The 23,805-nt window shown below is 53.7% G+C and carries 18 protein-coding genes and 1 riboswitch; of the genes, 12 read left to right on the top strand and 6 right to left on the bottom strand.

Annotation, left to right across the window (positions count from 1 at the left end; genetic code table 11):
- The first annotated feature begins 55 nt into the window (after window positions 1–55).
- Both asnB and RB_RS09090 read left to right on the top strand, forming a co-directional pair.
- On the top strand, window positions 56–1,960 hold the full coding sequence (gene asnB / locus RB_RS09095) for an asparagine synthase (glutamine-hydrolyzing) (RefSeq protein WP_011119978.1): 1,905 nt from the start codon (window positions 56–58) through the stop codon (window positions 1,958–1,960).
- Window positions 1,961–2,060: 100 nt separating this feature from the next.
- Window positions 2,061–3,533: a hypothetical protein gene (locus RB_RS09090; RefSeq protein ID WP_390175018.1), complete on the top strand. Its 1,473-nt coding sequence runs from the start codon at window positions 2,061–2,063 to the stop codon at window positions 3,531–3,533.
- A 6-nt stretch (window positions 3,534–3,539) separates the two neighbouring features.
- Here the strand turns inward: RB_RS09090 and RB_RS09085 are convergent, their stop codons facing one another.
- Window positions 3,540–4,514: a DUF4465 domain-containing protein gene (locus tag RB_RS09085; RefSeq protein ID WP_231846341.1), complete on the bottom strand. Its 975-nt coding sequence runs from the start codon at window positions 4,512–4,514 to the stop codon at window positions 3,540–3,542.
- Between the two features lie 250 nt (window positions 4,515–4,764).
- Window positions 4,765–5,011: riboswitch (cobalamin riboswitch) on the bottom strand.
- Between the two features lie 151 nt (window positions 5,012–5,162).
- Here RB_RS09085 and RB_RS09080 point away from each other — a divergent pair.
- Both RB_RS09080 and RB_RS09075 read left to right on the top strand, forming a co-directional pair.
- Window positions 5,163–5,744, top strand: coding sequence for a TetR/AcrR family transcriptional regulator (locus RB_RS09080; RefSeq protein ID WP_164921763.1), 582 nt, complete (start codon window positions 5,163–5,165; stop codon window positions 5,742–5,744).
- Between the two features lie 138 nt (window positions 5,745–5,882).
- On the top strand, window positions 5,883–6,707 hold the full coding sequence (locus RB_RS09075; protein ID WP_011119974.1) for a haloacid dehalogenase type II: 825 nt from the start codon (window positions 5,883–5,885) through the stop codon (window positions 6,705–6,707).
- Window positions 6,708–6,749: 42 nt separating this feature from the next.
- Here RB_RS09075 and RB_RS09070 read toward each other — a convergent pair whose 3' ends face one another.
- The 4 genes from RB_RS09070 to RB_RS09055 all read right to left on the bottom strand — a co-directional run bounded on the left by RB_RS09070 (window position 6,750) and on the right by RB_RS09055 (window position 12,755).
- Window positions 6,750–8,558, bottom strand: a complete 1,809-nt coding sequence (locus RB_RS09070) for a sodium:solute symporter family protein (RefSeq protein WP_011119973.1) — start codon at window positions 8,556–8,558, stop codon at window positions 6,750–6,752.
- A 72-nt stretch (window positions 8,559–8,630) separates the two neighbouring features.
- On the bottom strand, window positions 8,631–10,745 hold the full coding sequence (locus RB_RS09065) for a family 20 glycosylhydrolase (RefSeq protein WP_164921762.1): 2,115 nt from the start codon (window positions 10,743–10,745) through the stop codon (window positions 8,631–8,633).
- 416 nt (window positions 10,746–11,161) lie between these two features.
- On the bottom strand, window positions 11,162–11,632 hold the full coding sequence (locus RB_RS09060; RefSeq protein ID WP_011119970.1) for a hypothetical protein: 471 nt from the start codon (window positions 11,630–11,632) through the stop codon (window positions 11,162–11,164).
- Between the two features lie 91 nt (window positions 11,633–11,723).
- Window positions 11,724–12,755 carry a DUF1559 domain-containing protein gene (locus RB_RS09055; protein WP_007330953.1) on the bottom strand — a complete coding sequence of 344 codons (1,032 nt, stop codon included), beginning with the start codon at window positions 12,753–12,755 and terminating at the stop codon, window positions 11,724–11,726.
- A gap of 890 nt (window positions 12,756–13,645) precedes the next feature.
- Here RB_RS09055 and RB_RS09050 point away from each other — a divergent pair.
- From RB_RS09050 to RB_RS09025, 6 genes are all read left to right on the top strand, one after another.
- Entirely contained in the window at window positions 13,646–13,885 is a 240-nt protein-coding gene (locus RB_RS09050; protein WP_011119965.1) for a hypothetical protein, read from the top strand.
- 235 nt (window positions 13,886–14,120) lie between these two features.
- Window positions 14,121–15,335 (top strand): ankyrin repeat domain-containing protein, encoded by a 1,215-nt coding sequence (locus RB_RS09045; protein WP_164921761.1) that lies wholly within the window; start codon window positions 14,121–14,123, stop codon window positions 15,333–15,335.
- A 143-nt stretch (window positions 15,336–15,478) separates the two neighbouring features.
- On the top strand, window positions 15,479–15,955 hold the full coding sequence (locus tag RB_RS09040) for a protease complex subunit PrcB family protein (RefSeq protein ID WP_011119962.1): 477 nt from the start codon (window positions 15,479–15,481) through the stop codon (window positions 15,953–15,955).
- Between the two features lie 425 nt (window positions 15,956–16,380).
- Window positions 16,381–17,817 (top strand): TolC family protein, encoded by a 1,437-nt coding sequence (locus tag RB_RS09035; RefSeq protein ID WP_011119960.1) that lies wholly within the window; start codon window positions 16,381–16,383, stop codon window positions 17,815–17,817.
- 240 nt (window positions 17,818–18,057) lie between these two features.
- On the top strand, window positions 18,058–18,303 hold the full coding sequence (locus RB_RS09030) for a hypothetical protein (RefSeq protein ID WP_231846339.1): 246 nt from the start codon (window positions 18,058–18,060) through the stop codon (window positions 18,301–18,303).
- Between the two features lie 35 nt (window positions 18,304–18,338).
- The gene (locus RB_RS09025; protein ID WP_231846338.1) at window positions 18,339–18,482 is read left to right on the top strand and encodes a hypothetical protein; all 144 of its coding nucleotides are present in this window, start codon (window positions 18,339–18,341) and stop codon (window positions 18,480–18,482) included.
- Between the two features lie 48 nt (window positions 18,483–18,530).
- Here the strand turns inward: RB_RS09025 and RB_RS09020 are convergent, their stop codons facing one another.
- A complete protein-coding gene (locus RB_RS09020; protein ID WP_231846337.1) occupies window positions 18,531–18,755 on the bottom strand; it encodes a hypothetical protein in 225 nt (74 codons plus the stop codon).
- Between RB_RS09020 and RB_RS09015 the strand changes: the two genes are divergently transcribed.
- Entirely contained in the window at window positions 18,754–20,256 is a 1,503-nt protein-coding gene (locus RB_RS09015) for an efflux RND transporter periplasmic adaptor subunit (RefSeq protein ID WP_164921758.1), read from the top strand. The genes RB_RS09020 and RB_RS09015 overlap by 2 nt on opposite strands.
- 113 nt (window positions 20,257–20,369) lie before the next feature.
- Entirely contained in the window at window positions 20,370–23,708 is a 3,339-nt protein-coding gene (locus RB_RS09010; RefSeq protein WP_164921757.1) for an efflux RND transporter permease subunit, read from the top strand.
- Window positions 23,709–23,805: the final 97 nt, after the last annotated feature.

Below are 23,805 nucleotides of genomic sequence, written 5' to 3'. Positions count from 1 at the left end.
GAGTTAGCACCCCGTCATTTGAAATTCATTCCTGACTTTAGCCCTCTCGTTTTCTATGTGCGGTTTCACCGGCGGACTCTGGCAACGCGACGACCAAGCGATCAACGCCGATTTGTTGTCCAGGATGACCAATGAAATCGCTCATCGTGGCCCGGATGATTCGCAGATCTGGATGGACCCTGAACATCGCGACGCGACCGGGCGACCGATGGGCGTCGGCTTAGGATTCCGCCGGCTCTCGATCATCGACGTGGAAGGAGCTCGCCAGCCTCTTTCGAACGAAGATGGCCGGGTCCGAATGGTCTTCAATGGCGAGATCTACAACTACGAAGTGCTCCGCAAACGCTTGCAGGGTGCCGGTCACCAATTCGCGACCCAAGGCGACGGTGAATCGATCGTTCACTTGTATGAAGACATCGGAACGGATTGTTTTTCATCGCTCAACGGAATGTTTGCAATTGCGATTTGGGATGCCAGACGCAATCGAATTGTGCTGGCACGCGACCGGATCGGTCAGAAGCCTCTGTATTACTCGTACAAGAACGGGCGTTTGGTTTTCGCCAGTGAATTGAAGGCGTTGAGGTTGGTGCCTGGTGTCTGCGAAGAGGTGGACCCCAACGCGATCGACGAGTTCCTGACGTATCAATACATCCCGCATCCGGGCACGATTTTTAAAGGCGTGCACAAGCTGCCGCCGGGACACTTTGCGGTGTTGGATGAGCGTGGGTTGCGTGTGGAACGATACTGGAACTTTGATCCTTCGATCGAACGTCCGCTCGGTCGAGAAGAGGCGATCGAGAAAGTTCGTGATCTGCTAGCCGATTCTGTTCGCCTGCGGATGCGAAGCGATGTTCCACTGGGATCTTTCTTGTCCGGTGGCATCGATTCGTCGTTGATCACGGCTTTGGCGGGCGATCATACCGACACGCCATTGCGAACGTTCAGCATCGGTTTTCCCGTCGCTGATTTTGATGAGACTCGCTACGCCGCGCAAGTTGCCGAGCACTTGCAGACCGACCACACACGGTTTGAGGTTCAACCCAGCGGGATCGATATTCTTGAAAAGCTGGTGTGGCACTATGACGAACCCTACGGTGACTCATCGGCCGTTCCGACTTGGTACCTGTCCAAGCTCACCCGCGAAAGTGTGAAGGTGGCTTTGTCAGGCGATGGTGGCGACGAGCTGTTCGCCGGCTATGAACGCTACCGTGCGTTGTGGATGAGTCAAAAGATCGCTCGGTTGTTCCCGCTAAACAAGTTCCCGGGCATTGGATTGATCCAGCGATTGCCAGATTCCAATCGTCGGCGTTCCGTCGTTCGTCGTGCCAAGCGATTCTTGGAAGCTATCGACCAACCCGTTGTTCGACGTTACATGAATTGGCTTCAGATCTTTCCGGAATCAATGCGGGCGTCGATGTACAACGACGAATTTGTTCAGGCGTTGCCGGGGCATGATCCGGTCGACTTCTTGGAATCCGTCTGGGCTCGCAGTGAAGGACGCGATGTCGTCACGCGGGCATCCACTTCGGACATCCAGTCATATCTGCCGTGTGATCTGTGCACCAAAGTCGATATCGCGTCGATGGCTCACGGTTTAGAAGTACGGCAACCAATGTTGGATTATCGATTCGTTGAGTTGGCGGCATCGATGCCCGTCGAGCACAAGTTCCGAGGGCGACGAGGCAAATTGATCTTGCAAGATGCGTTTGGCGATCGAATACCCTCGTCGATCTTCACTCGACCCAAAATGGGTTTCGGCATCCCCATCGGACAATGGTTTCGCGAAGATTTTAAACCATTGGTCCATGACACGATGTTGGCATCGGACGCTCGGATCAATGCGTACTTTCGTCCCGAAGCGATCGCCGATTTGGTCCGCAGCCACGAAACCGGCGAGCAAAATCACGGCTACCGGTTGTGGAATCTGCTGGTGCTCGAAACCTGGTTGCGTCAGCTCTAAAGAAGATACAAACCAACGAGAGCTGGCTTGGTAAACTGCGGACTCTGTTGACCGAATCCCGGTTGGCATCGTGCTCTCGCGACCATGGTTGTTTCTTCAGATGCGTCGATCTTTCTGCTGGTTGGTGCCAGTTCTACTTTTGGGATGCTGCTCCGCTGTCGGTGCAGAAGACTTCTTTCTGACAATTGGCGGTGGCTACTCTCCCTCCGGCAATCAGGCATCGCTTGAGAACAACGTGATGTTCGCTCAGCGCGCGCTTGGCGAACAAGGTGTTTTGGGTGAGCACAACGATGTCTTCTTTTCTGATGGTGATGCGGTCGGCAAAGACCTCCAAGTAATGGATCCAAATTCGGTTCCCAAAGCCAACCGGTTGATGGCGGAGTTCTTTGGTAGCAGCAACGACTTGGGGCTGTCATATCGGAACCACAACATTCCAAATGTGAAAGGCAGCACCGAGCCCGACAACATCCGAAAATGGTTTGGCGGTGTGGGACAGACGATGAAGTCGAGCGACCGACTTTACGTTTATGTTACAGCTCACGGAAGCCGAAGCAGCGATCGTCAATCGCCTTATGACACGACCATTGCGACTTGGAACAACAGTGCGATTCGCATGACTGAGTTCGTCGAGATGTTGGATGGCTTGCCCAAAGGTGTTGACGTCGTCGCGATCATGGTTCAGTGCCATGCCGGCGGGTTTGCAAGATTCATTTTCAACGAAGGGGATCCTGAGAAAGGATTGTCAGACCAAAATCGAATTGGCTTTTTCGCAACAGTCCACGATCGTCCCGCATCAGGGTGCACGCCCGAAGTTGACGAGGCCAGCTACGTTGAATACAGCACGTACTTTTGGGCTGCGCTGTCGGGCCGAAATCGTTCTGGACGCTTGATCGAACGTCCGGACTACAACGGCGATGGTGTTGTTTCATTTGATGAAGCACATGCGTACACGGTGATCACCGCCGACACGATCGATTTGCCCGTGATGAGTTCGGGTGAGTTTTTGAGTATTCATAGCTTCTTTGATGAAGACGATCCCAAGTTGTTGAGAAACGACGAGTCGTACGCATTGATCTTGAGCCTGGCGACGCCTTCCCAACGAGCAATCTTGGAAGGTTTGTCCGAGCAACTGGAGTTAACCGGAGATCAAAGGATCACCGAGGCCTGGAAAACAACGCAATCGGATCAAAACCGAGGTTCGAGTCGTCGCCGGCGACGCTCGTCACCCGAAGAAGGTTTGCGTCGGCGGATCACGCGAGATTTGGAACGGAAATGGCCAGAGCTAGCGAACGTGCTGAACCCGGTATCCATCGATCTGTTGACCAGTCGCCAGGACGAATTTGTGGAAGCGATTGAAGACCACCCAGACTATCCAAGGTATCGCGAATTGCTTGCTGAAACGGATACTGACCAAGCCAAAACGAAGGTCAAGTATGAGCGTTTCGTTCGTATCGCCGACAACGTTGCTTTGGCAGAAAATCTACGTCGTCTCGGCGATGAAAAACTTATCTCTCAATTCAATGCGATCGTTGATGCCGAAAGTGATTCACTCAAGCAACGCGCCGGCGACTGATCTCGGTCAAACGAGTTCCGTTCCGGCGGTTTTTCGCACGCGTTTGGAAAGTCGGCGTCGTCGGATGACGGTTCCCACTAGCACGCTTCCGATGATCGCCAACGAGCTCGGTTCGGGAACCGCCGTCACGGTGGCAAAGTTGTCCAACGCGAAGTAGCCGGGCGTGTTCATTCCGTATGGGCCGACATCACTGGATGAAAGATTGAAATGCAAACTTCTAGCATCTGACATCGAACTGAGATCGATGGTTATCCAGTCGTCCAGAATGTAGTCCTGAAGAGAATCTGTGAGGCGGAAGTCTGCCAGGAAGACATCGATCGTCGTGTCGAGTATTTGGTTGTTGGCATCTATGCCAAATATCGAGAGTTTGAAGAAGTCCGGGTCCGACCCTGTGACTCCCCCAAATTGCTTTGCGAACGAGTCGCCATCACGCATCGATAGACCAGCGTAGGTGGCGTTGGTTATGTCTGCGCTGCTCGCTGTTTCCCCATCCGGCAAATAGATACTCGGTAAGGCCGTCAACGTGTTAACGTTTGTCGGCGTTGAGTTGGCGTAGCCAAACGCGACCGCGTAATTGTCTGATCCACCCGATCCAGAACCCGCAAAGGCACTGAATTGATTGGTATATCCCGGCGTCAAGTTATCGGTGTGATTGGAAACCGCGAAACCGCTCCAGCTTCCGTATAAGTCGTTGTAGCTGTTGGAAAAGCCGATTCCATCGGCGGAGAAAACACCGATGTGATCATTTCCACCGTATGTACCAGGAACGACGTCGGCGTTCGGGACGGGGCCGTTGTAGACACCCGAACCTCCCACATCCTGGCTTTCAAAATCAACCACCACATCGGCTTTCGCGGATGGCGCCGCGATTTGCCAAAGTGATAGGAGTGCAAAAATGATCAGGCAGTGACTGCGTTTTGACTGTGGGGTGCTAAATAGGTTTCGCAGGTGGAGATGGAGACTCGAGGGAAGCTTGAGCATGATTGACATTCGAAACGGGCTCCGCTTTGAACCAGATTCCGGCAGCGCATATCTTCCTCGTAGACTCAACTTCCGCGGCGAAATTGGCCGTGCGGACGTGAGACGATTAGCGTGGGAGAACGCGAGTGTCGAGAACAGGATTCAGAAGCTGGTGACGGAAATCCAGCGTGTCGACCATTGCAAGCTCAATAAAAAGCCTTGCGTTCTTGTCGATTCACGTTGCAACGTTCGCCTCAATCCAAGAAGGCACCAAAACGTCTTGTACGAGGTAGGTCTTCTGACTCACCACCACTTTGTTTGCTCATGGCCTTCTCACTCACGTTCACGTTGAAACGCGAAAACACGAGCAATGGCTGAATAGAAAAGCAAACAATGAGACTTCACTTGGAAGATCTCTGGCGGCACACAGCGGCCGGACCGTCCCGGAATTTCACCGGAGTTCCCTGTTCACTGACTCGGCAGAAACCAAATCAGTCACCTCGGACGTCGGCGATTCTATCTACGAGCCTTTGGCTGTCAACGCATTTTTAAACGCTTTGGATTCACCCGCCAAACGAGTGGTTTGATGACTGCATGAAGACATTCACAAGACATGGACCGCGATCAAGCTGGTTATCACAAACTGAGTCCGCTGCACAAGGAACGCTGATGCCCTGGGAAAAGTCATTTGAAAAGTCCGACGTCGTCGAGCAGTCGATGCATCTGTTTTGGGAGAAGGGCTATGCCGCCACTTCCATCTCCGACATCACTCGTGCAACCGGTATTCAACGTGGCAGTTTGTACAACGCGTTCGATGGCAAGGATGAATTGTTTGTGGAGTCGTTGTTGCGATACGACCAAGCCACACGGCAAACGATTCTCAATCGGTTACGAGAGGTCGACGATCCAAAGCAAGCGATTCTGTTGTTCTTTGACGGTGTGGTGACGGATTCGCTTGAAGACCCATGCAAGCGGGGGTGCTTCCTGGTGAACACGGCTTTGGACTATTCCCGGCACGAAGCAAAGGTCCAGCAAATGGTGGCGGTCGCTTTCGAGGAAATCGTGGGCTTCTTCGAAGCATCCATCCGTCGGGGACAAGATTTGAAGACCATTCCGGCAACCAACGAACCTGCATCGACCGCGAAAGCGTTGGTCGCGATGCTGGTCGGTACGCGTGTTCTCGGTCGCGGTGTGTTTGACGGATTGGCTTTGCGGCAGGTTGCGAACCAGGCCGAACGAATGCTTGCTTAAGTGATCGCAATTCGCCGTAGCGACGTGAACGTTCGACTTTGTCTCGGCGGTTCGTCCACGGCGATAATCATTTTGAAGAGCAGCGAGCACACAACGCTTGCACACTGTCTCTCTATTTGATTCCCTGTCGGTGCTTTCATGCCAATGCGATCCTTTCTTCTTCTTGCCCCACTGATTGCAATTGTTTTCGCGAACATTTCGCGAGCTCAAGAGACGCAAAACGAGGCTGCAAACGCGAAGCAATCGTCCGCCGCCATTCAAACAGAAAAGGACTCAAAGGTGACAGCTCCCAAAGTGATCGTGTTTGATGTGAATGAAACGTTGCTCGATCTGGCGGGACTGAAGAAGTCGGTTGGAGAGGCTTTGAATGGTCGAGAAGACCTTCTGCCGCTGTGGTTCTCCAATATGCTGCACTACTCGTTGGTGGAAACAATGTCGGGTGAATATCACGACTTTAGTGAAATCGGAACGGCCGCGTTGATGATGGTTGCCGAACGAGAAGGGATCGAGCTGGATCGAGAATCCGCGAATGCTGCGATCGGTCATTCCTTGCGGTCCTTGCCTGCTCACGCGGACGTTCGAGAAGGATTGGAACGGCTGTCAAAACAGGGGTTTCGATTGGTGAGTTTGACGAACTCTTCGAAGGTTGGTGTTGAGACGCAATTGAAGAACGCCGGCCTCACAGAGCTGTTCGAAAAACGCTATAGCATCGACCAAATCGAAAAGTACAAGCCTCATCCAGACACCTATCAAATGGTTTTGGATGACTTGGGTGTTCAGCCCGGCGAGGTTTTGATGGTCGCCGCGCATGCGTGGGATTTGGCTGGGGCGAAGAACGTCGGTTTGCAAACCGCATTCGTGAAACGGCCAGGTGCGGTTTTGTATTCCAACGTCCAAGAGCCCGACGTGATTGTCAACGACTTGAACGAATTGGCAGACGTTTTGTCAGAGGCAAAGCAATGACGATTGCTTGAACCAAGAAGTGCAAACTTGCACCGCTGTCAACTATGACTGGTCGGATGCACGTGCAGGTCCATCGATTTGCAGCGACGGCCAAGTTTTCCACAATGCGATCGCCGATGCGACGCACACGCTCAGGCTAACCGCTAGGCACAACCACGACTGGTAAAGCAAGTAGCCCGTGCTGAACAACGCGGAATAGACCAGGAATGTTGATGCCATCATAGCTTTCAAGCCAGCGGTGATTGAATCGCCGGTTGCAACGTGGATTCCGCTGTCGGCCAACTCATCTCGGATCGATTTCCATCCAGCACCGCCGGGTCGAATCTTCGTGACAAATCGTTTGAGAGTTTCGCGGTCGGTCGGCGGAGAAAGGAATGTGACCAGCATCCAAGACACCGTCGTAATCACGACGCCTGTCAAAAGCTGTTGCCATGAATTCAGTTCGGGTAGCCCCGTGTGCGGGTATCCAAACTTGAAGAACATCGCGATTGCCAATGAGACCGCCATTCCAGTGATTTCGGTGAATGCATTGATCCGCCACCAAAACCATCGCAAGATGTAAATCAGCCCAGTGCCAGCACCAATTTGAAGGATGATCCCAAAGCTTTCCATTGCACTTTCCAGGGTCAATGCAACCGCGCCCGCGACAATCATCAAACCGACCGTGGCCCAGCGTCCTATGGCTACCAAGCGTTGTTCGGTCGCGTCCGGATTTACAAAACGTCGGTAGAAATCGTGTGCGATGTACGACGCGCCCCAGTTTAAATGCGTCGAAATCGTTGACATGAATGCCGCAATCAAACTGGCGATCACGATCCCCAGCAATCCACTTGGCAGAAAAGTCAGCATTGCTGGGTAGGCGAGATCGTCTTGGACGATTTGTGGATCGATGTCGGGAAAAGCAACCTGAATGCTTTCTAGGTTTGGGAATACAACGATCGAAGCGAGAGCCACGATGATCCACGGCCACGGTCGCAATGCGTAGTGAGCCGCTTGAAAGAGCAGCGTTGCCAATGTGGCGTCTTTTTCGCTGCGTGCACCCAACATTCGCTGAGCCACATAGCCGCCGCCGCCCGGTTCCGATCCGGGGTACCAACCGCTCCACCATTGCACGGCAAACGGAATGATCATGAGCGGTATCAATGCGTCCATGTCGCTGAAGTCGGGCAGCAACGCTGTTTTGGATCGGACCTCTTCATGTTGAAGCAGGTTGGAGAAACCGCCGACCTCAGGCAAATTGCAAACCACGTAGGCCGCCGCGATCGCGCCGAACATCGCGACGATGAACTGAAAGCAATCCGTCAAAATCACGCCGCGTAAACCACCCAGCAACGTGTAGATGACGGTGATGGTGCCGGTGACCAGCACGACCTGGATCGGAGTCGCTCCGACCAGGACACCACCTAGTTTGATGCCAGCCAAAATGACGTTGGCCATGACCAAGGAATTGAAGATGACTCCAAGATAGATTGCACGAAATCCACGAAGAAATCCGGCTGTCTTGCCACTGTACCGAAGTTCGTAAAATTCAAGATCCGTTGAAACACCGCTGCGTTTCCAAAGCCTTGCGTAGACAAAGACGGTCAGCAAACCCGTTAACAAAAAGGCCCACCACACCCAGTTGCCGCTGACGCCATCGCGTCGAACAATCCCGGTGACCAAGTTGGGTGTATCGGCGGCAAAGGTCGTCGCGACCATGGAGATGCCAAGCATCCACCAACTCATCTGACCGCCGGCTAGAAAGTATTCGGCGAAGCTTTTGCCCGCTCGCCGACTCGCGAAGAGCCCGATCGAGGTTGTGATGACAAAAAACGCGATGATGATCGCGTAGTCGACGTATGAAAGTGCCATGTCCCTGCACAGGTTGGTGATTTGAGTGCGAGCAGCGATAGAAGATGCCGCTCGAGAGTCAATTCAATGATCTCAGAAGACTTGCACTTCGACGATTTTTGAGAACGAATCGAAAACGTAACCCTTGTTGCCATGCGTTCGGATACGAACATAGCGAACTTGGCGTGCAGTAAAACGATGCTCGACCGGAGAAGTGGGATCTGCGGGCTTCTCCATTCGAGACGCTACCTCCTCAAAGTCGACTCCATTGACGGATGTTTCAATGCTGTACTTTTCAAACGAGCCCGCAATGCTGTAGGCGAATACCTTGACTTGCTCGACCGACTGAACGTCTTCCAAATCGATCGTCAGAAGGATTGGTTCCGGATCGGCAGGATAACCCAGATAAAAGCCGAGGTTGTTTGTGCCGCCATCGGTGATTCTTTCGACTGAAAATGGAGAGCCTGAGGTTGTGCTCGAGGTGACCGGTTTGTGCAACGCGAGGTTAGCCTGGCTGTCCACCATCGTCAGATTTTGTCTGCTGCCGTGGCCAATCGACGAATCGCCGATGAATGCGGTCGCGCGAACGGTCGCATTGTCGGTTAGCGTGAATGGTCGTTGGTAGACAGTCGAATCTTTCGTTGGTTCCGAACCATCAGTTGTGTAGCGGATCTCGACGCCCGATTGGGAGGAGGCACCGCTGACGTTCGGCAATTGAAGTGTCACCTGCGTCGATCGATCGAAGATGCCATCGTCAGGGACGAGCATTCGGGTCGTTTCGATCGAAACCGGATAGAACGCGGCAATGCGAGCAAGTTCGGTTTGCGACGTGCGTTGTTGAAAGTTCTGGTAATCGCGTTTCGTGTCGGGGTTCCATGCGACTTCGGCAAATGGGATCAAGCGTGGAAAGGTCTGCTGAACGAAGTTCTCTTCGCGACCTTCCCACCATGGCATGCAGAAGCCGATGAGTTTGTCGGTGGAATCAACCTCGATTGGATTCGCGTACGTTTGGATTTGTGGATTCACATGTTTGAACTTCGTTAGCGACATCGTTTCATAGATGTGCTGAGGAGAAGTCATCGTGAAATTGGTGCGAGGATAATGATCGACCAAGTACAACGGATCCCAGGAAGCGTTGATCACACGATGTCCATTCTTGACCATCTGGTCGGCGGGATAGTTGATTGTTCGCCAATTCAGATGAATCACTTCCGGATGGACTCGGTTGTCGCCTGAGCCTGGGGCGGGGCCTTCCCAAACCAAAGTTTCCTTGCCTCGAGTCTTCAAGTAAGCGTGCAATTCATTGATCAGATCACGCTGCAGATTCTCAGGAACGCCAAACGCCTCGTCGCCACCGATATGGATGTAGGGTGAGGAAGAGAAAACCGCAATCATCTCGTCCAACAAAGTTTTGATGCCTTCGATGGCTTTGGGTGATTTTGTCAGGTCCGTTCCCGTTTTGCCAAAGACCTCGGGATAGTTGCGTCGTAGCAATTCCGAGTGGCCGGGGACTTCTAACTCGGGAATGATCGTCACGCCTCGTTGGACCGCGTATCGTTCGAGTTCTTTGAATTCGGGCAGTGTGATTTTTCCGTCCCACAGTTTGGGAAAGGCGGTGGACGGAAAGGCGATGCGTTGGTCATCAGTGAGGTGCAGTTGCACTGAATCGATTTTGTAGAACCAGAGCAGGTCGATCGCTTCCTTCAACAACGCGAGACTGTGAGGGTTGCGTCCCATGTCGATCATAAAATTGCGATATGACAACTTGGGTGCGTCTTCGATACGCATCGGAGGAATCGAATCCGATCGGCTTCCGCCAATCAGTTGCAGAAGTGTCGCGGTGGAGTGAGCGAAGCCCTTGATTGACGAGGCTTCTATCTGGATTTGCTTTTGAGTGATCGAAAGCGTGTAGGCTTCCGGAGACAGGTTTGGTGTGTGCGATATCAGAAGCACCGGATTGTTCGCGTCGGAAGTTTGCAACTGATGCTTCCCGGCGGTCATGCGTTCGAGATGCTCGCCGAAAATCTCCAGATGATCGCTCCAGCCCGAAATGGGCGGCGACTCGACGGTGATCATGCTTGGCAGAATTAGGTTCGCGCCGTCGCCTGGTTCGACCTTGGCCGGCAATGGAACAATGGAAACCTCGGCCGCGGCAATGAAAGTGGTCGAGGCAAGGAGCAGGTACGCGAGAAGGCAACGAACGAGCATGGGCAATCGATTTAACTTTGGATGTGGGATCAGGGATGCAAATACAAACTTGGGGTCGTATCGATAGATCGTGTCGAGTGATTTTGAGGCAAGTTGCAGAATGCTTTGCGAAAGAACAAAGCGAGCTCGCCTGAAGCTAATGAATGTCCGCCTCAATCGCCATCGGTCAGTGCCATCAGGCGAAGCAATTTCGCCAATCGGAGATGACTTCTCATGCGAGCAACGAAACGATTGAGCTGGACGCTTTGCGGTGAATCATTGGCGGAGCTTTCCGTTCGGTCGCTGCTGGCAGGGCGACCTGCCCCAACCTCTAGATGGAGCTCTTTCGTTGCACTCATCTCGCCCAACATGGAGCCGAGCGAGAGCGTCGTGTCGCGGCCGATTGCTGCTATCGGCCAGGTCGGATTCGCTGGACGCTATCGTCGCTTTGGTGGAACCGTTTCGCGTTTGAACTCGAGCTGAATTTCATCGTCCGATCCGGAAACCTCGAATTCAGATGTAAAACTTTCTTCGGATGGTGGGGCATCTTTCAGAGCTTGGTTAATAGCAGTCCCAACAGCCGCTTTGTTGCCTCCTTTCAAGAAGGTCAATTGAGCCTTGGGAGTTCGGTCGGCGGTGACGCTGACACGCAAATCAAAGCTGCCTTCCCGCAATTGCGATTCAGGCGGGATGGTGAACTGGCCATCGATAATGGGCGCCATTGCCGTCGGTGAGTCGACGTTTGCTTTGGGTACCAAGCTGATTTTGCCTTTCTCGATTGGAGATCCATCGATCGTTGCGGTACCCGAGAGGGAAATGCCTGACGGACCGCAGGCGACGAAGGTGCTTAAAGCACTGAGAAACAAGACTGCACGAAGGCAATCGGGGACAGAAGTCGTACGTAACATAGATTTGGCGTGATGACCGAAAGGCGTTATTAGGGAAGGGAACAGAAAGGCGTTTCAATGGAAATACCGAGACGTTGGCGGGTCGCAGAGGCTATTCCTGGTACGTATTGACCTCATGACCAGCCTTGGTCAAAAAGGCCGTCAGAACATCTTGTGCGATCGAGTACGTGACGAACTTGGTCGATCCATCGGCCATCACGAAGTGTGAACCACCCGGGTGATAGCTGAAGAAGAAGTGTTCATCGTTGTCGGGTAGGTTGCCCAGTCCGCCAGTCAAATCTGCGTCGTCCAGGATGCCGCCAACGCCATCCGAATTGACGGGGAAACCGTAATAGGGAATGAATCCACCACCCGCTTCGTCGGGTGAGTCGTAGCAAAGAACAGAGTGCCCCATTCCAAAAGGTGCTCCGGTGTAGGTCGTCAACCAACCCCCGGTCTGAACCGATCCTGCTTTCGCGGGAAAGAGTCCGCGTTCACCGATCAGCAACGTGTTGCTGGTTCCGTCGATTACCGATGCGAAGCGAACTGGTCCGAATGCGGATCCCTGGCTGTGGAACATTCCGTCGGCTGAAAACTTGAACGCGGCCGGGAACCCGCGAAAACCGGAAGCGTCGGTACCGTGATATTGATTCGAGGAACGACCGTAGTGGCCCGCATTTCCGAAGTAGTTGGTGCCGGCGCTGGTGGCAATCACGGTACTGCCAAAACCGACGTTGACCGGCGTTTGTGATAGCGGGTCACTGGGGCAGTTCAGCATCGGCACTTCAGTGAGGATCGCGTCAGCATCGAAGCTTGGGCCGTAGAGCATCAAGTCATCGGTGTCCAATGCGGACTGTTCCACATAAGGCAGAATGCCGCGAATCCAAGTCCGGCCAACGCCAACGAAATCGCGGTTGTCGGCCGACGCGGGAAACTGTTTGTAGCTGCTTTCGTAGTTGTGGCAAGCGAGCGCTAGCTGCCGCATGTTGTTACTGCACTGCATTCGACGAGCGGCTTCTCTGGCCGATTGAACCGCGGGCAGTAGAAGGCCGACGAGGACGCCGATGATGGCGATAACCACAAGCAGTTCGACGAGTGTAAAAGCGGCACGAGATTGTGTTTTGGCGTTTCGAGCGATGCTCACTAGATTTCCCTTTCAGTAGGCATGGATGAAGAACAAGTTGAACGGGCGACCACAACGAAACGGCGAGAATTCGTTCGTCTCGTTGCATGGACGGCAGCAGCGTTATCGCTGACGATCGCTACGGATCGATCCAAGTCGCTTATTGGTCTGGAGATGAGATCCGGTCTTGGGACGCACCGTTAAGCAACGTGTGGACCATTCCGATCGACCGGACTGGTTTGTTCGTAATCCATAGACAACATGGAATACCTGCGGGGATTTGTCTCACGTAACGTCTCGTTACAGCGGGCTGGTTTCACTGCGGGATGCCAACCACAAAGTCTATATTTGGAGAATTGAAGAACGAGGGTGAATTGCTTTCAGTTGAAGTGCAAAGTCTGTTGATTTCCGGCGGAAAGCAGTGATCAGAAAGTCCGCAGTGATGCTCAAAAAGAACGCGTCTTTGCCTAACGCAACGAAGGGGCGGGGGGCTACGTTTCCGTTCCGCCGAATGAGCACGATTCTCAGTTAGCGAGAGCGATCGAATGGTCCAGTTCGATCAGGCGGAGTACGTCGAACGCGTGTGCGCTTCGTACACTTGGCAGAATGATTGAGACGGTGCTATCAGGCGACACGGAGCGAGAGATCCGATATCGTATGTCAACCAGAACGCGAAGCCGCGACTGAACGAATCAGCCATCCAGCGATTCACGTCCGGTAAAATCGAAGAATTAGCCACACGACAAGACGGCATGTTGTCGTCCATTCGTTTTTGTGCGTCCTACCTCAAGGAACACGTGAAGATTGTTCGCATCTAAGCAGTTCGGCAGGAGTCTTACAGCAGTTGTTTTTTTGAGTAGCGTCGTTGCTCCCACGTACAACCGGGGCTAACGCCCAAACGGCTCACTTCGTTGTACCTGATCATTCCTGCCGACCTGCTTCACTTCGCCGCATGGTTTATGTACTGGGGCTTTGTTGCCAACACGGCACCATTTTGGCCGCCACTTCTCGTCTCCACCGTCTTCGCGCTCCGTGCGCAAAAGTATGACGCCGCTGGACTGACTACTCGCCTGCGTTGGTTAACCATTTCGTGGTTTTTTGCCATTTTGGTTTCGGTTGTCTGGTGGCAACCTCGCGTGATGGAATGGTGATTTGCCGGACGAATGACATCGTGGTTGCGTCGAGATTCGTCAGGAAAATTGGATCCACCATTGAGAGTCACGAAAATTGTTTCGTTGTTCTTTGGCCTGGTCTGGAAGAACGTTATGGGGCTGGTTTGAAAATTTCTGCTTTTTTATTTGAGGGGAAAACAGCGGGAATTCGCAGGAGGGAATGAGGCGGGACTGCACCGCCAACTTTCTTCTCTTTTGTGACGGAACCAAACCAATGCTTTTCCCGAAAAAATTCCTCAAAACACTCATCCCGGTTGTGCTCCCAGTGGCTTTTGCGGCGGCGGCATTGCAACCGACCCTGGCTATTTCAGCCCCCATTTCGGCGAAAGCGAATGCATCGACGATTGGATCTGAACAAGCGGTGCCGTCCCCGTCGTTGCACGAACGGCTTTGTGATGTGAATCCAAACTGGGTTTCGATCTTGGGTTCGGAGACGTTTGATCTTGATGGCGAATCCGAGGTTGGCGAAGTCCAGTTGCTTCAAAAACACTTCGAGTTGATGATCGAGCGACTTGAAAATGCGAAGGTCGATGACTTGAACGCGTCGCAAACAAAGCAACGTCGGGCGAATATCCAGCGGCTACGCGAATACGCGGTGGATGGTGTGTTCCCGCAAAACATTTTCGTGGCCGGACGCCGCCCGGTGTTCATCGACCCATGGGGAACTCACTGTGCGGTGGGGCATTTGATCGCGACGTCAGGCTACCCCGGATTGGCTCGTCGTATCAACGAGGAGCATCGATTGGATGAGCTTGGTGCGATCACAACTGATGGACTGCGGGAGTGGCAATTGGCGTCGGGGCTTCGCATCGAAGAACTCGCGTTGATTCAACCGCACTATCAGTTTCGAATGAACAGTCAAACCATCAAGTATCCGTCCGAGATTGAAGCATTGATTTTGGGTGATTCGTCCACCGTTTTGGAGGCGTTGGAAAAGGGTGAACTGAAGGTTGACAGCCGCTGTGGAGGCAAGACGCTTTTGCACATCGCCGCCGCGGCGGGTGACTTGAAGCTGGTGAAGCGTTTGGTGGAGATGGGAGCTGATCTGAATGCGGTCTCGACTTTGGGTTGCGACGAAGATGAGACTGGCAAAGGTGGAAAGCATTCACGGTTCGAAGTGCGGTTGGATGGATCCACACAAGTGACAAAAGGAGATCGCTATGCCGGGAAAGGTCGCGTCTACCAAACCGTCCGTGGTGCATTTGTTGCGGACGTGTTGCAGGACTTCTACGGCGGCTTGGCTGGCAAGAACGCACTGGAGTTTGCAACTGCCGAGCCTCGGCCGTCCAAGTATGGTGCTCCGATGTACGCGTACTATGGCAAGCGGATGCCGTTTGGTGGCGTCGGTAATGGAAGCAACCCGCTGGAGGAAGTGAAGACCAAACGAACCGAAGTTGCAAAGTGGCTACGTGAACAAGGCCTGAAATAGTCTTTGCGTTCGATGACGAGCGGCACGGTCGTCCGTGTCGCTCGCGAAGATTCGAGTGACGACGCTTTTATGCGATGAGTGCAACAAGCGAAGACAACGACAGAAGCTTTTCACGATTCCCCACTCAGACCAATCGAATTCCCATGACCAATTGCATTGCGTGCCAAGTTCTTACGATCCTTTTTTGTTTCGCCAGCGGATGTGTCCAATCGAAGGTGGATGATCTTCCAATTGTTGACGGGGAGCAGGTTCCAGTTCGTCAAACCATCGATGTCGGTCGGGTGATGCCGGCGGGCGTTCACGTGATTCAGTCAGTCGACGACTTTGTTGAACTGACAGGCCAGCCTGCTTACGCAGCCTCGCGAGCTTTTCAATCGGTTGATTTTTCAAGCGAATCGGTTGTGATCGCCGCCCGCGGGGAGTGCAGTACGACTGGTTATTCAATTCGAATCGTCGGCATCGCACTCAGCGAGGATGTTCTAAACATCTATTTGCGAGAAGGTTCGCCGCGTGGGAATGGGCCCGTCGGCATGGCAATGACTTATCCGACACACGCGATCGTCGTTTCAAAATTGCCCAATGTGATCAAAGTCATTTCGAACAAGTTAGAGGATGAGTGATCCGTCATGCCGGGCGGTTCATTCGAGTCGACGCCAGGACGGATCCGGTTCAGGAACTAACCCCGCTCTCCTGTTGTTTCAGTTTTGCGAGCGGGAAACGAGTGCGAGTTGGCTTTGTTGATCGGAATAACCGTTACAGGCGGACGTTCCGATCGGATGAATCGTTCGGGTTGTCGTAATGATGGCTGATACAGGCATCGTGTTGGACCGATGGAATGATCGGGCTAGTCGCGATTTTCAAGGAAGGTGTCATTGTGCAAAAGCATTCGGAACTCGGTAGGCGGACGCGAATTGCGAAACGCTTGCTGTTGCTGGCTGCATTGGGGATCAGTGGCGGTTGTCAGGCCATCGGAGAAAACCGCTCGGATCGATCGATAGTGGCTTCGGAGTCAATCGTGAAACCGCCAGCGGGATCAGAAGATCCAGTGAGCTCAATTCCGCGGGCCGGAATCGAACAAGTCGGATTCGATGAGTTTTCGCTGACGCGTGAAACAAAGCGAGAAGCGGTCGCCGTGAAAACGCCCGAGGAGCTCAATCCGATAAGCGACAATGACCTTACGTTGATTGTTGAGCCACAAACACTGCGTGATGCAATGGCATTGGAAGCTTCGGCAAACGAGCTCGAGTCATCGCAATCGTTGATGCAGAACGAATTTTCCGGACCGTTGTCAGCAGCGTCAACGCCGGCCGATTCAGTTCAACAAACTGGATTGACGTTGTCGTCGGTGGAGGCAATGGCGTTGGGATCGCACCCGGCGATCGCTGAAGCACGAGCGCGAGTTGCATTTTCGACCGGACAGGCCGTCCAAGCTGGTTTGCCATTCAACCCGGTTCTTCAGTATCAATCGGATGAGATTGGCAATGAATCGTCCTCGGGAATGCACTCGGTCCAGTTGTCGCAGCAATTTGTGACCGCGAACAAACTGGAGATCGCTCAACAGGTCCAAGCACACGAAGCCGAGCGACGACGTTCACAGTTGCGAATGGCGGAGTTGCGAGTGCTGACGAACGTCCGGTCGGCATTTGCTGCGGCGATCGTGGCTCAACGACGGGCGCAGATTGCCAACCAAATTGTTGATTTGGCGGAGAAATCGTTGAACAGTGTCCAGGACTTGCTGGACGCTCAAGAAGTTTCACGCGTGGTTTGGTTGCAGGCTACCGTCGAAGCCGAGCAAGCTCGTATCACCGCAGAGAATGCGGCAACCCAATTGCGAGCCAATCGTGGTGTGCTCGCCGCTGCGGCGGGTTTGCAGACTTTGCCGCCGGATGCTTTGGTGGGTGACATCGGCGAAGGTTTGGTCAAAACACCTTGGGAGACGTTGCTCGCCGAAATCACCGCGACCAGTCCAGAGATCACGGCTGCCGGATCGGCGTTGGAACGCGCACGTTGGTCACTGCGTTTGGCTTGTGCCCAAGTCACCCCAAATATCACCGGCCAGATTGGTGTCGGAGTTGACGCATCGACCGATGATACGTTCGCCAGCGTCGGCGTGAGCGTGCCTTTGCCTTTGTGGAATCGCAACCAGGGCAACATTCGAAGTGCTCGCGCCAGCATCGCTGAAGCGTCGGCAGCGATTGACCGAACGAGGCTGAGTTTAGAAGGACGGTTGGCCAGTGCAGCCGGTCGCTATCAAGTTGCGCTCGAGCGTTATCGCCGTCTGAATGAGAATGTTTTGCCGACCTCGGAAGAAACCTATCAGCTTTCGCAGCGAGCATTTGAGGCCGGTGAAACGGATTATATCCAGCTCCTTACCATTCAGCGAACGTTGTTCAACACGCGTTTGAGCGTCTTGGAAGCTGCCGCGGAAGCTCGCCAGGCCGCCGCGGAGATTGAAGGGTTGTTAGTGACCTTGGACGGTTGAGAAAGGTGACGGAAGAGTAATCCCCACGAAACATCGCCGTGCTTTTCAAGTTTTTGTCCGAAAACCAATTGCGATGGTTTCTTCGATCTGGCCTTCGTCGCCGGAACAACCGATAATATTGTCAACCTTTCACCTTCAGAGAAACCGTGTCCGCATTCTGTCGTTTCACCACCGCTTTAGCATTGCTGCTGCACCTGTTTTTCGGGTGTTCGATGCATCATGTAGTCGCATGCGGTGGGCATGACCACGACGGTTGTCAGCACGTCGGTGCGGTGGACGAATCGCCAAGTGTCCACGCTGGGCACCACCATCATTCGACAGGGCACGGAGCTTGTGAACATCACAGCGACGTTTGTGACTCCAATCCGAATGAGCATTCCGCCTATGCTTACGACTCGGTATGTGATGTCGGATGCGATTGTCAATCGGATCCCTGTGATGGTGACCACCCCGGATGTCATGGTGGGGCGGGTTGCAGTTTTGTGAATTCGAATGACGTGCAATTCGTCATTGAAATGCCCATGCTCTCTTATCTCGATACGCATTTGTATTGCGATGATCTTCGGAGTGCGGCGTTCAAAACGCGTGCGGTCGCTGACGATGTCGGCTGGATTGCGATGGGATCCCGTTATCACTGTGCTTTGCTGTGCACTTGGGTGATTTGAGTTTGGGAAGCCCCGCGATGCTTTGTCCGTGAGCGTGGTCAATCCACCTCAACGGTTCAAGCATCGTTCCGCTTTCATCCCCAAACCATTTTCTTGATCGGAACGAGCGAATCGTTCGCGATGGGTGCTGATTGACGTTTTGCGTCTGCTCATTTGAAGAGCTTCGTTTTCGTCTCGCCACCAACGCGAAATGAGATGCTTGGCATGACGGACAGCGTTTCCGCTGAACGTACGAGCGATCCGATCGTTCACCAAATGATTGTGCACTGTCATGACTTCATCCAATCAGTGGCTCGCGTCGTTGCGCACTTCGATTCTTTCGTTGTTGGCCGTCGTGATCGCCGTCGCAGCTGGTCTCTATTTCTTCACCGATTTTGCAAGTCGTTCGGCTGCCGTATCGGAGGCAAACGTCGAATCGGATGATCACGCTGGTCACGACCATCCGGACGACAGGCATGAAGGGCACGATCACGAGGGGCATGATGAAACGAATTCGCTTGAGCTGAGTGAGCAAGCGCGAGCCAATTTGCGGCTTCGTACTGAGCCAATCATCGTTGGTCCCTACACCAAGTATGTCGAAATTCCCGGAATGGTGACCGAGTGGCCGGGGAAGACGCATATTTCCATCACGTCTCCGTTGACCGGGGTGATCAACGCAATTCATGTCTCACGAGGTGAGCTGATTCAAAGCGGCGCACCGATGTTTCGGCTGAGGTTGACCCATCAAGATTTGGTTGAGACGCAAGAGAACTTTCTGTTGCAGCTGGGGCAATTGGATGTGGAAAATCGCGAAATCCAACGGTTGTCGGCGATCGCCAATTCGGGTGCGGTGTCCGGGAAAACTCGGTTGGCTCGCGAGTACGAACGAGAGAGATTGCTGGCGGGGATCCGTGCGGCGAAGCAGTCAATGTTGTTGCATGGTTTGACTGAACAGCAAATCGAATCGATCGAGCGTGATCGAACGTTGATTCGCGAACTGGTCGTTCGGGCACCGTGGGTGGAAGAGGACAACTCGCTACACCACGAGGCACTTAGTCGGGCGACGGACCGAATGGCCGGCAATCCTGACGCTCGAATCGCGTCGATGCAGCCACCTCCATTGGACGACCACGGGCACACGCACATCGACGCTGAGTTTGTGGTTTCAGAGTTGGATGTGCGTCGTGGTGAATCGGTTACGGCGGGCCAGCAGATTTCGCAGATATCTGACTTCGCTCAGTTGCTGATCGAGGGACAAGCGTACCAGCGAGATGCAAAGTTGCTTCGTCAGGCGGCCGACACGCACGCGGAAGTACAGGCGATCATGAACGGTGCGGATGGTGAAACCGAACTGTTGGACGGACTGAATGTGGTTTACATCGGTAACAAGGTGGAAGCCGAGTCTCGCTCACTTGCGTTTTATGTGGGGCTCGAAAATGAAATCGAACGGGATGAAACAAGGAACCAAAAGCGATACGTCAGTTGGCGTTTTAAACCGGGGCAACGTTTGACACTTCGCTTGCCGGTCTCGCGAATGGAAAATGCGATCGTGGTTCCGAAGGATGCGGTGGCGGAGGAAGGGTTGAATCGTTTCGTCTTCATCGAAAACGGTGATCACTTCGATCGAGTTCCGGTGGAAGTGATGGCCCGCGACAGTATTAACGTCGCGATCAGGAACGATGGTCAAGTTTGGCCGGGCCAGAGAATCGCGGTTCGCGGTGCTCATCAGTTGCAAATGGAAATGAAGAATCGTGGTGGCGGGGCGATCGATCCGCACGCAGGACACAACCACTGACCTCTGTCCATTCCGACTGTTGTTGAGATTCTCTTTGTGGCGGATCAGCACGGCAAACATTGCACGCTGCGTCACGCTACCACGCCAAACCATTCCATGAAAATTGGCCCACGATGTTAGACCGAATCATTCAATTCTCGCTGAGGAATCGCCTGCTGATACTGGTGGCCGCCGCGATCATGCTCGGCGTGGGGACCTGGCAAACCAGTCAGCTTCCGATTGATGTTTTTCCGAACTTGAACCGGCCACGGGTGGTCGTCATCACCGAAGCCCACGGGATGGCGCCGGAAGAGGTCGAAACGCTGATCACCTTTCCGTTGGAAACGGCGTTCAACGGGGCCAGTGGAGTCGAGGCGGTTCGCAGTAGCAGTGGAATCGGTTTGTCGGTCATTTATATCGAGTTCGGATGGAACACGGACATCTACAACGACCGGCAAATAGTCAATGAACGACTGCAACTCGCGTCAGAGCAATTGCCCGATGGTGTGAAGCCTACGCTGGCACCGATTTCGTCAATCATGGGCCAAATCCTGATGTACGGGATGTGGAGTGAAGGAGGCGAAACCGAGCCGATGGAGGTGCGGACGATGGCCGATTGGGTTGTACGTCAGCGACTACTGACGGTGCCCGGTGTGTCACAAGTTTTCACGATGGGCGGTGGGCGGAAGCAGTTTCAGGTTTTGATTGATCCGGACAAGCTGATTCAGTTTGGGCTCACGATCGAAGACGTTCACACGGCGGTGAACGAATCCAACATGAACGCGACGGGTGGCTACTTGGACGACCAAGGTGCCAATGAGTTGTTGGTTCGAGGACTTGGGCGCATCACTAGTCTGGACGAGCTCAAGCAGATCGCAATCACGATGCGAGCGGGCCGTCCGGTGACCTTGGCCGACGTCGCACGAGTGGTGGAGGGGGCGCAAGTCAAACGTGGTGACTCGTCGGCGTTCTTGCGAGACGAGGCAGGCAATGTCGAGGGCGGTCCCGCGGTGGTGCTGACGATCAACAAGCAACCCGGTAGTGACACGCGAAAGGTGGATCAGGCCATCGCGGAGGCACTTGAAGAACTCAGGGTTTCTCTTCCTGGCGACATTCGGATCGCTAACGTCTATTCCCAACGTTCATTCATCGATCGGGCGATTGAGAACGTGGTCGAGGCTCTGGCCGACGGCGGTGTGTTGGTTTTGGTGATACTGTTTTTGTTCCTGTTGAATTTCCGAACCACGTTCATAACGCTCACCGCAATTCCGCTGTCGATCATTTCGACCGCCTGTGTCTTTGCAATCTTTGGATTGTCGATCAACACGATGACGCTGGGTGGATTGGCGGTAGCGATTGGCGAATTGGTCGACGACGCGATCGTGGACGTTGAAAACATCTTTCGTCGGCTAAAAGAAAACCGGCATTTGGACAATCCTCGACCGGTGTTGCGGGTGGTTTACGACGCCAGTGTCGAAGTCCGCAGCAGCGTGGTCTATGGCACCGCGATTGTGGTGTTGGTGTTCATTCCCTTGTTTGCGTTGGAGGGAATGGAAGGAAAGCTATTTGTTCCTTTGGCGATGGGTTATGTCGTTTCTCTGATCGCATCGTTGGGGGTTTCGCTGACCGTGACCCCGGTTTTGGCATCTTTGCTGATGGTCGGAAAGCGAAATTGGCAAATGGTCGTTCCCGTATTGGCATTCGGGATCTCTGGATTGACCGTCACATGGATCTTGCCTCGGTTGTCACATTGGTTCATCGAAGGATGGCAGTTACCGGGGAGCACGCTCGTTTGGACGCTGTTGTTAACACCCGTGTTTTGGATCGTGATTCAGGTCTCGGAATGGTTGCTCGGTGGTGAAGACGCCGAAGAAGGTCGATTGCTCGAAGGATTGAAGGGGATCGCTGGATTGGCGATTCGGTTCAGCACGCGATTGGCGGTTCCTGTTCTTGCAGCAACTGCAGTGTTGGTTGTCTTCGCCGCGATCGCGCTTTCGCGGTTGGAGCGTGACTTCTTGCCTCCGTTCAACGAGGGCGCGGTCCAGGTCAACGCTTTGTTGGCCCCGGGAACGTCGCTGGCGACGAGCAATGAGATTGGTGTGGCGATTCAAGAGGAGCTGATGAAGATCGACTCGGTGAAGTCGGTGGCTCGACGGACCGGTCGAGCTGAACTGGATGAGCATGCCGAAGGGGTCAATGTCACCGAGATGTTCTTAGAAATTGCCGACGGAGCCAATCGCGAACAGACGATCGAAACGGTTCGCGAGACGATGGAAGAGTTTCCCGGCGTGGTGTCGAGTACCGAGCAACCACTCGCCCACCTGATCAGCCACATGATTTCGGGAGTGAAGGCGCAGATTGGTATCAAGCTATACGGCGATGACGTGGACGTGTTGCGAAACAAAGCCGAGGAGATGAAGCGACGCATCGCCGATGTACCGGGCTTGGCCGATGTGATGATCGAGCAACAAACAAACATCCCCCAACTACGAATCGATGTGGATCAGGTTGCACTGACTCAAAACGGATTGCGTCCCGCGAATGTGATGGAGTTGGTCGAGACTGCAATGAATGGGCAGGTGGTCAGCCAGATCGTGATGGGCCAACGAACGTTTGATCTGATGCTCCGAATGGATGAACCGTATCGCGAAAACATCGACAAGTTGATGCGATTGCCGGTTCCATTGCCAAACGGCGGAACTCTACCGCTTGATGAATTGGCCGATGTTTATCGAAGCGACGGGCCCAACATGATCAAGCGAGAGAAAGTGCGTCGCCGAATCGTGTTGCAGGCCAATGTGTCCGATCGTGGTGTGGTGGATGTGGTCAACGACATCCAATCAAGGCTAGAGGATCTGGAGCTTCAACCGGGATATTACTTGGAATATGGCGGCCAGTTTGAGAGCCAGCAATCAGCGACTCGTCGGTTGATGATCTTGTCGGGTGTCGCATTGATGGGGATGTTCCTGGTTCTCTACAAGCTGTTTGGCAACGTTAATTTTGCCATGCAAGTCTTGGTCGCATTGCCAACGGCGTTCGTCGGTGCCGTCGCGGCTTTGGTGCTCACTGATCAGAACCTAACGGTCGCCGCGATGGTGGGATTCATCTCACTATGTGGGATTGCCAGTCGAAACGGGATCTTGTTGCTCAACCACTATCTGCACTTGGTTCGTCACGAAGGGGAATCATGGACGCACCAGATGGTTGTGCGAGCGGGACAGGAACGCATGGCACCCGTGTTGATGACGGCGCTGACGTCTGGCATCGGATTGCTGCCGTTGGCGTTGGCGGCGGGAGAACCCGGCAAAGAGATTCTGTATCCGATCGCGACCGTGATTGTTGGAGGATTGTTCAGCAGCACGCTGGCGGAATTCTTTGTTCGTCCGGCTCTGTTTTGGGCGATTGGCCGAACTGCCGGGCAACAGATGGTTGCCGAAACCGCCGGAGATTTCGGTGAGTCTGTCGAGAAGTGAGAGAGATGTGTGTGACGTTGGCTTGGGGCGAGTTCGATACAACGAAGTCGATCCGAGCCATTTGTCGAGAAATCGTTGTTCCCCTTTTGTGTCCTTG

The sequence above is a fragment of the Rhodopirellula baltica SH 1 genome (assembly GCF_000196115.1).
GTDB lineage: Bacteria > Planctomycetota > Planctomycetia > Pirellulales > Pirellulaceae > Rhodopirellula > Rhodopirellula baltica.
Note: the sequence above shows the minus strand (reverse complement) of the source record. Positions and strands in the feature narration are given on the sequence as shown.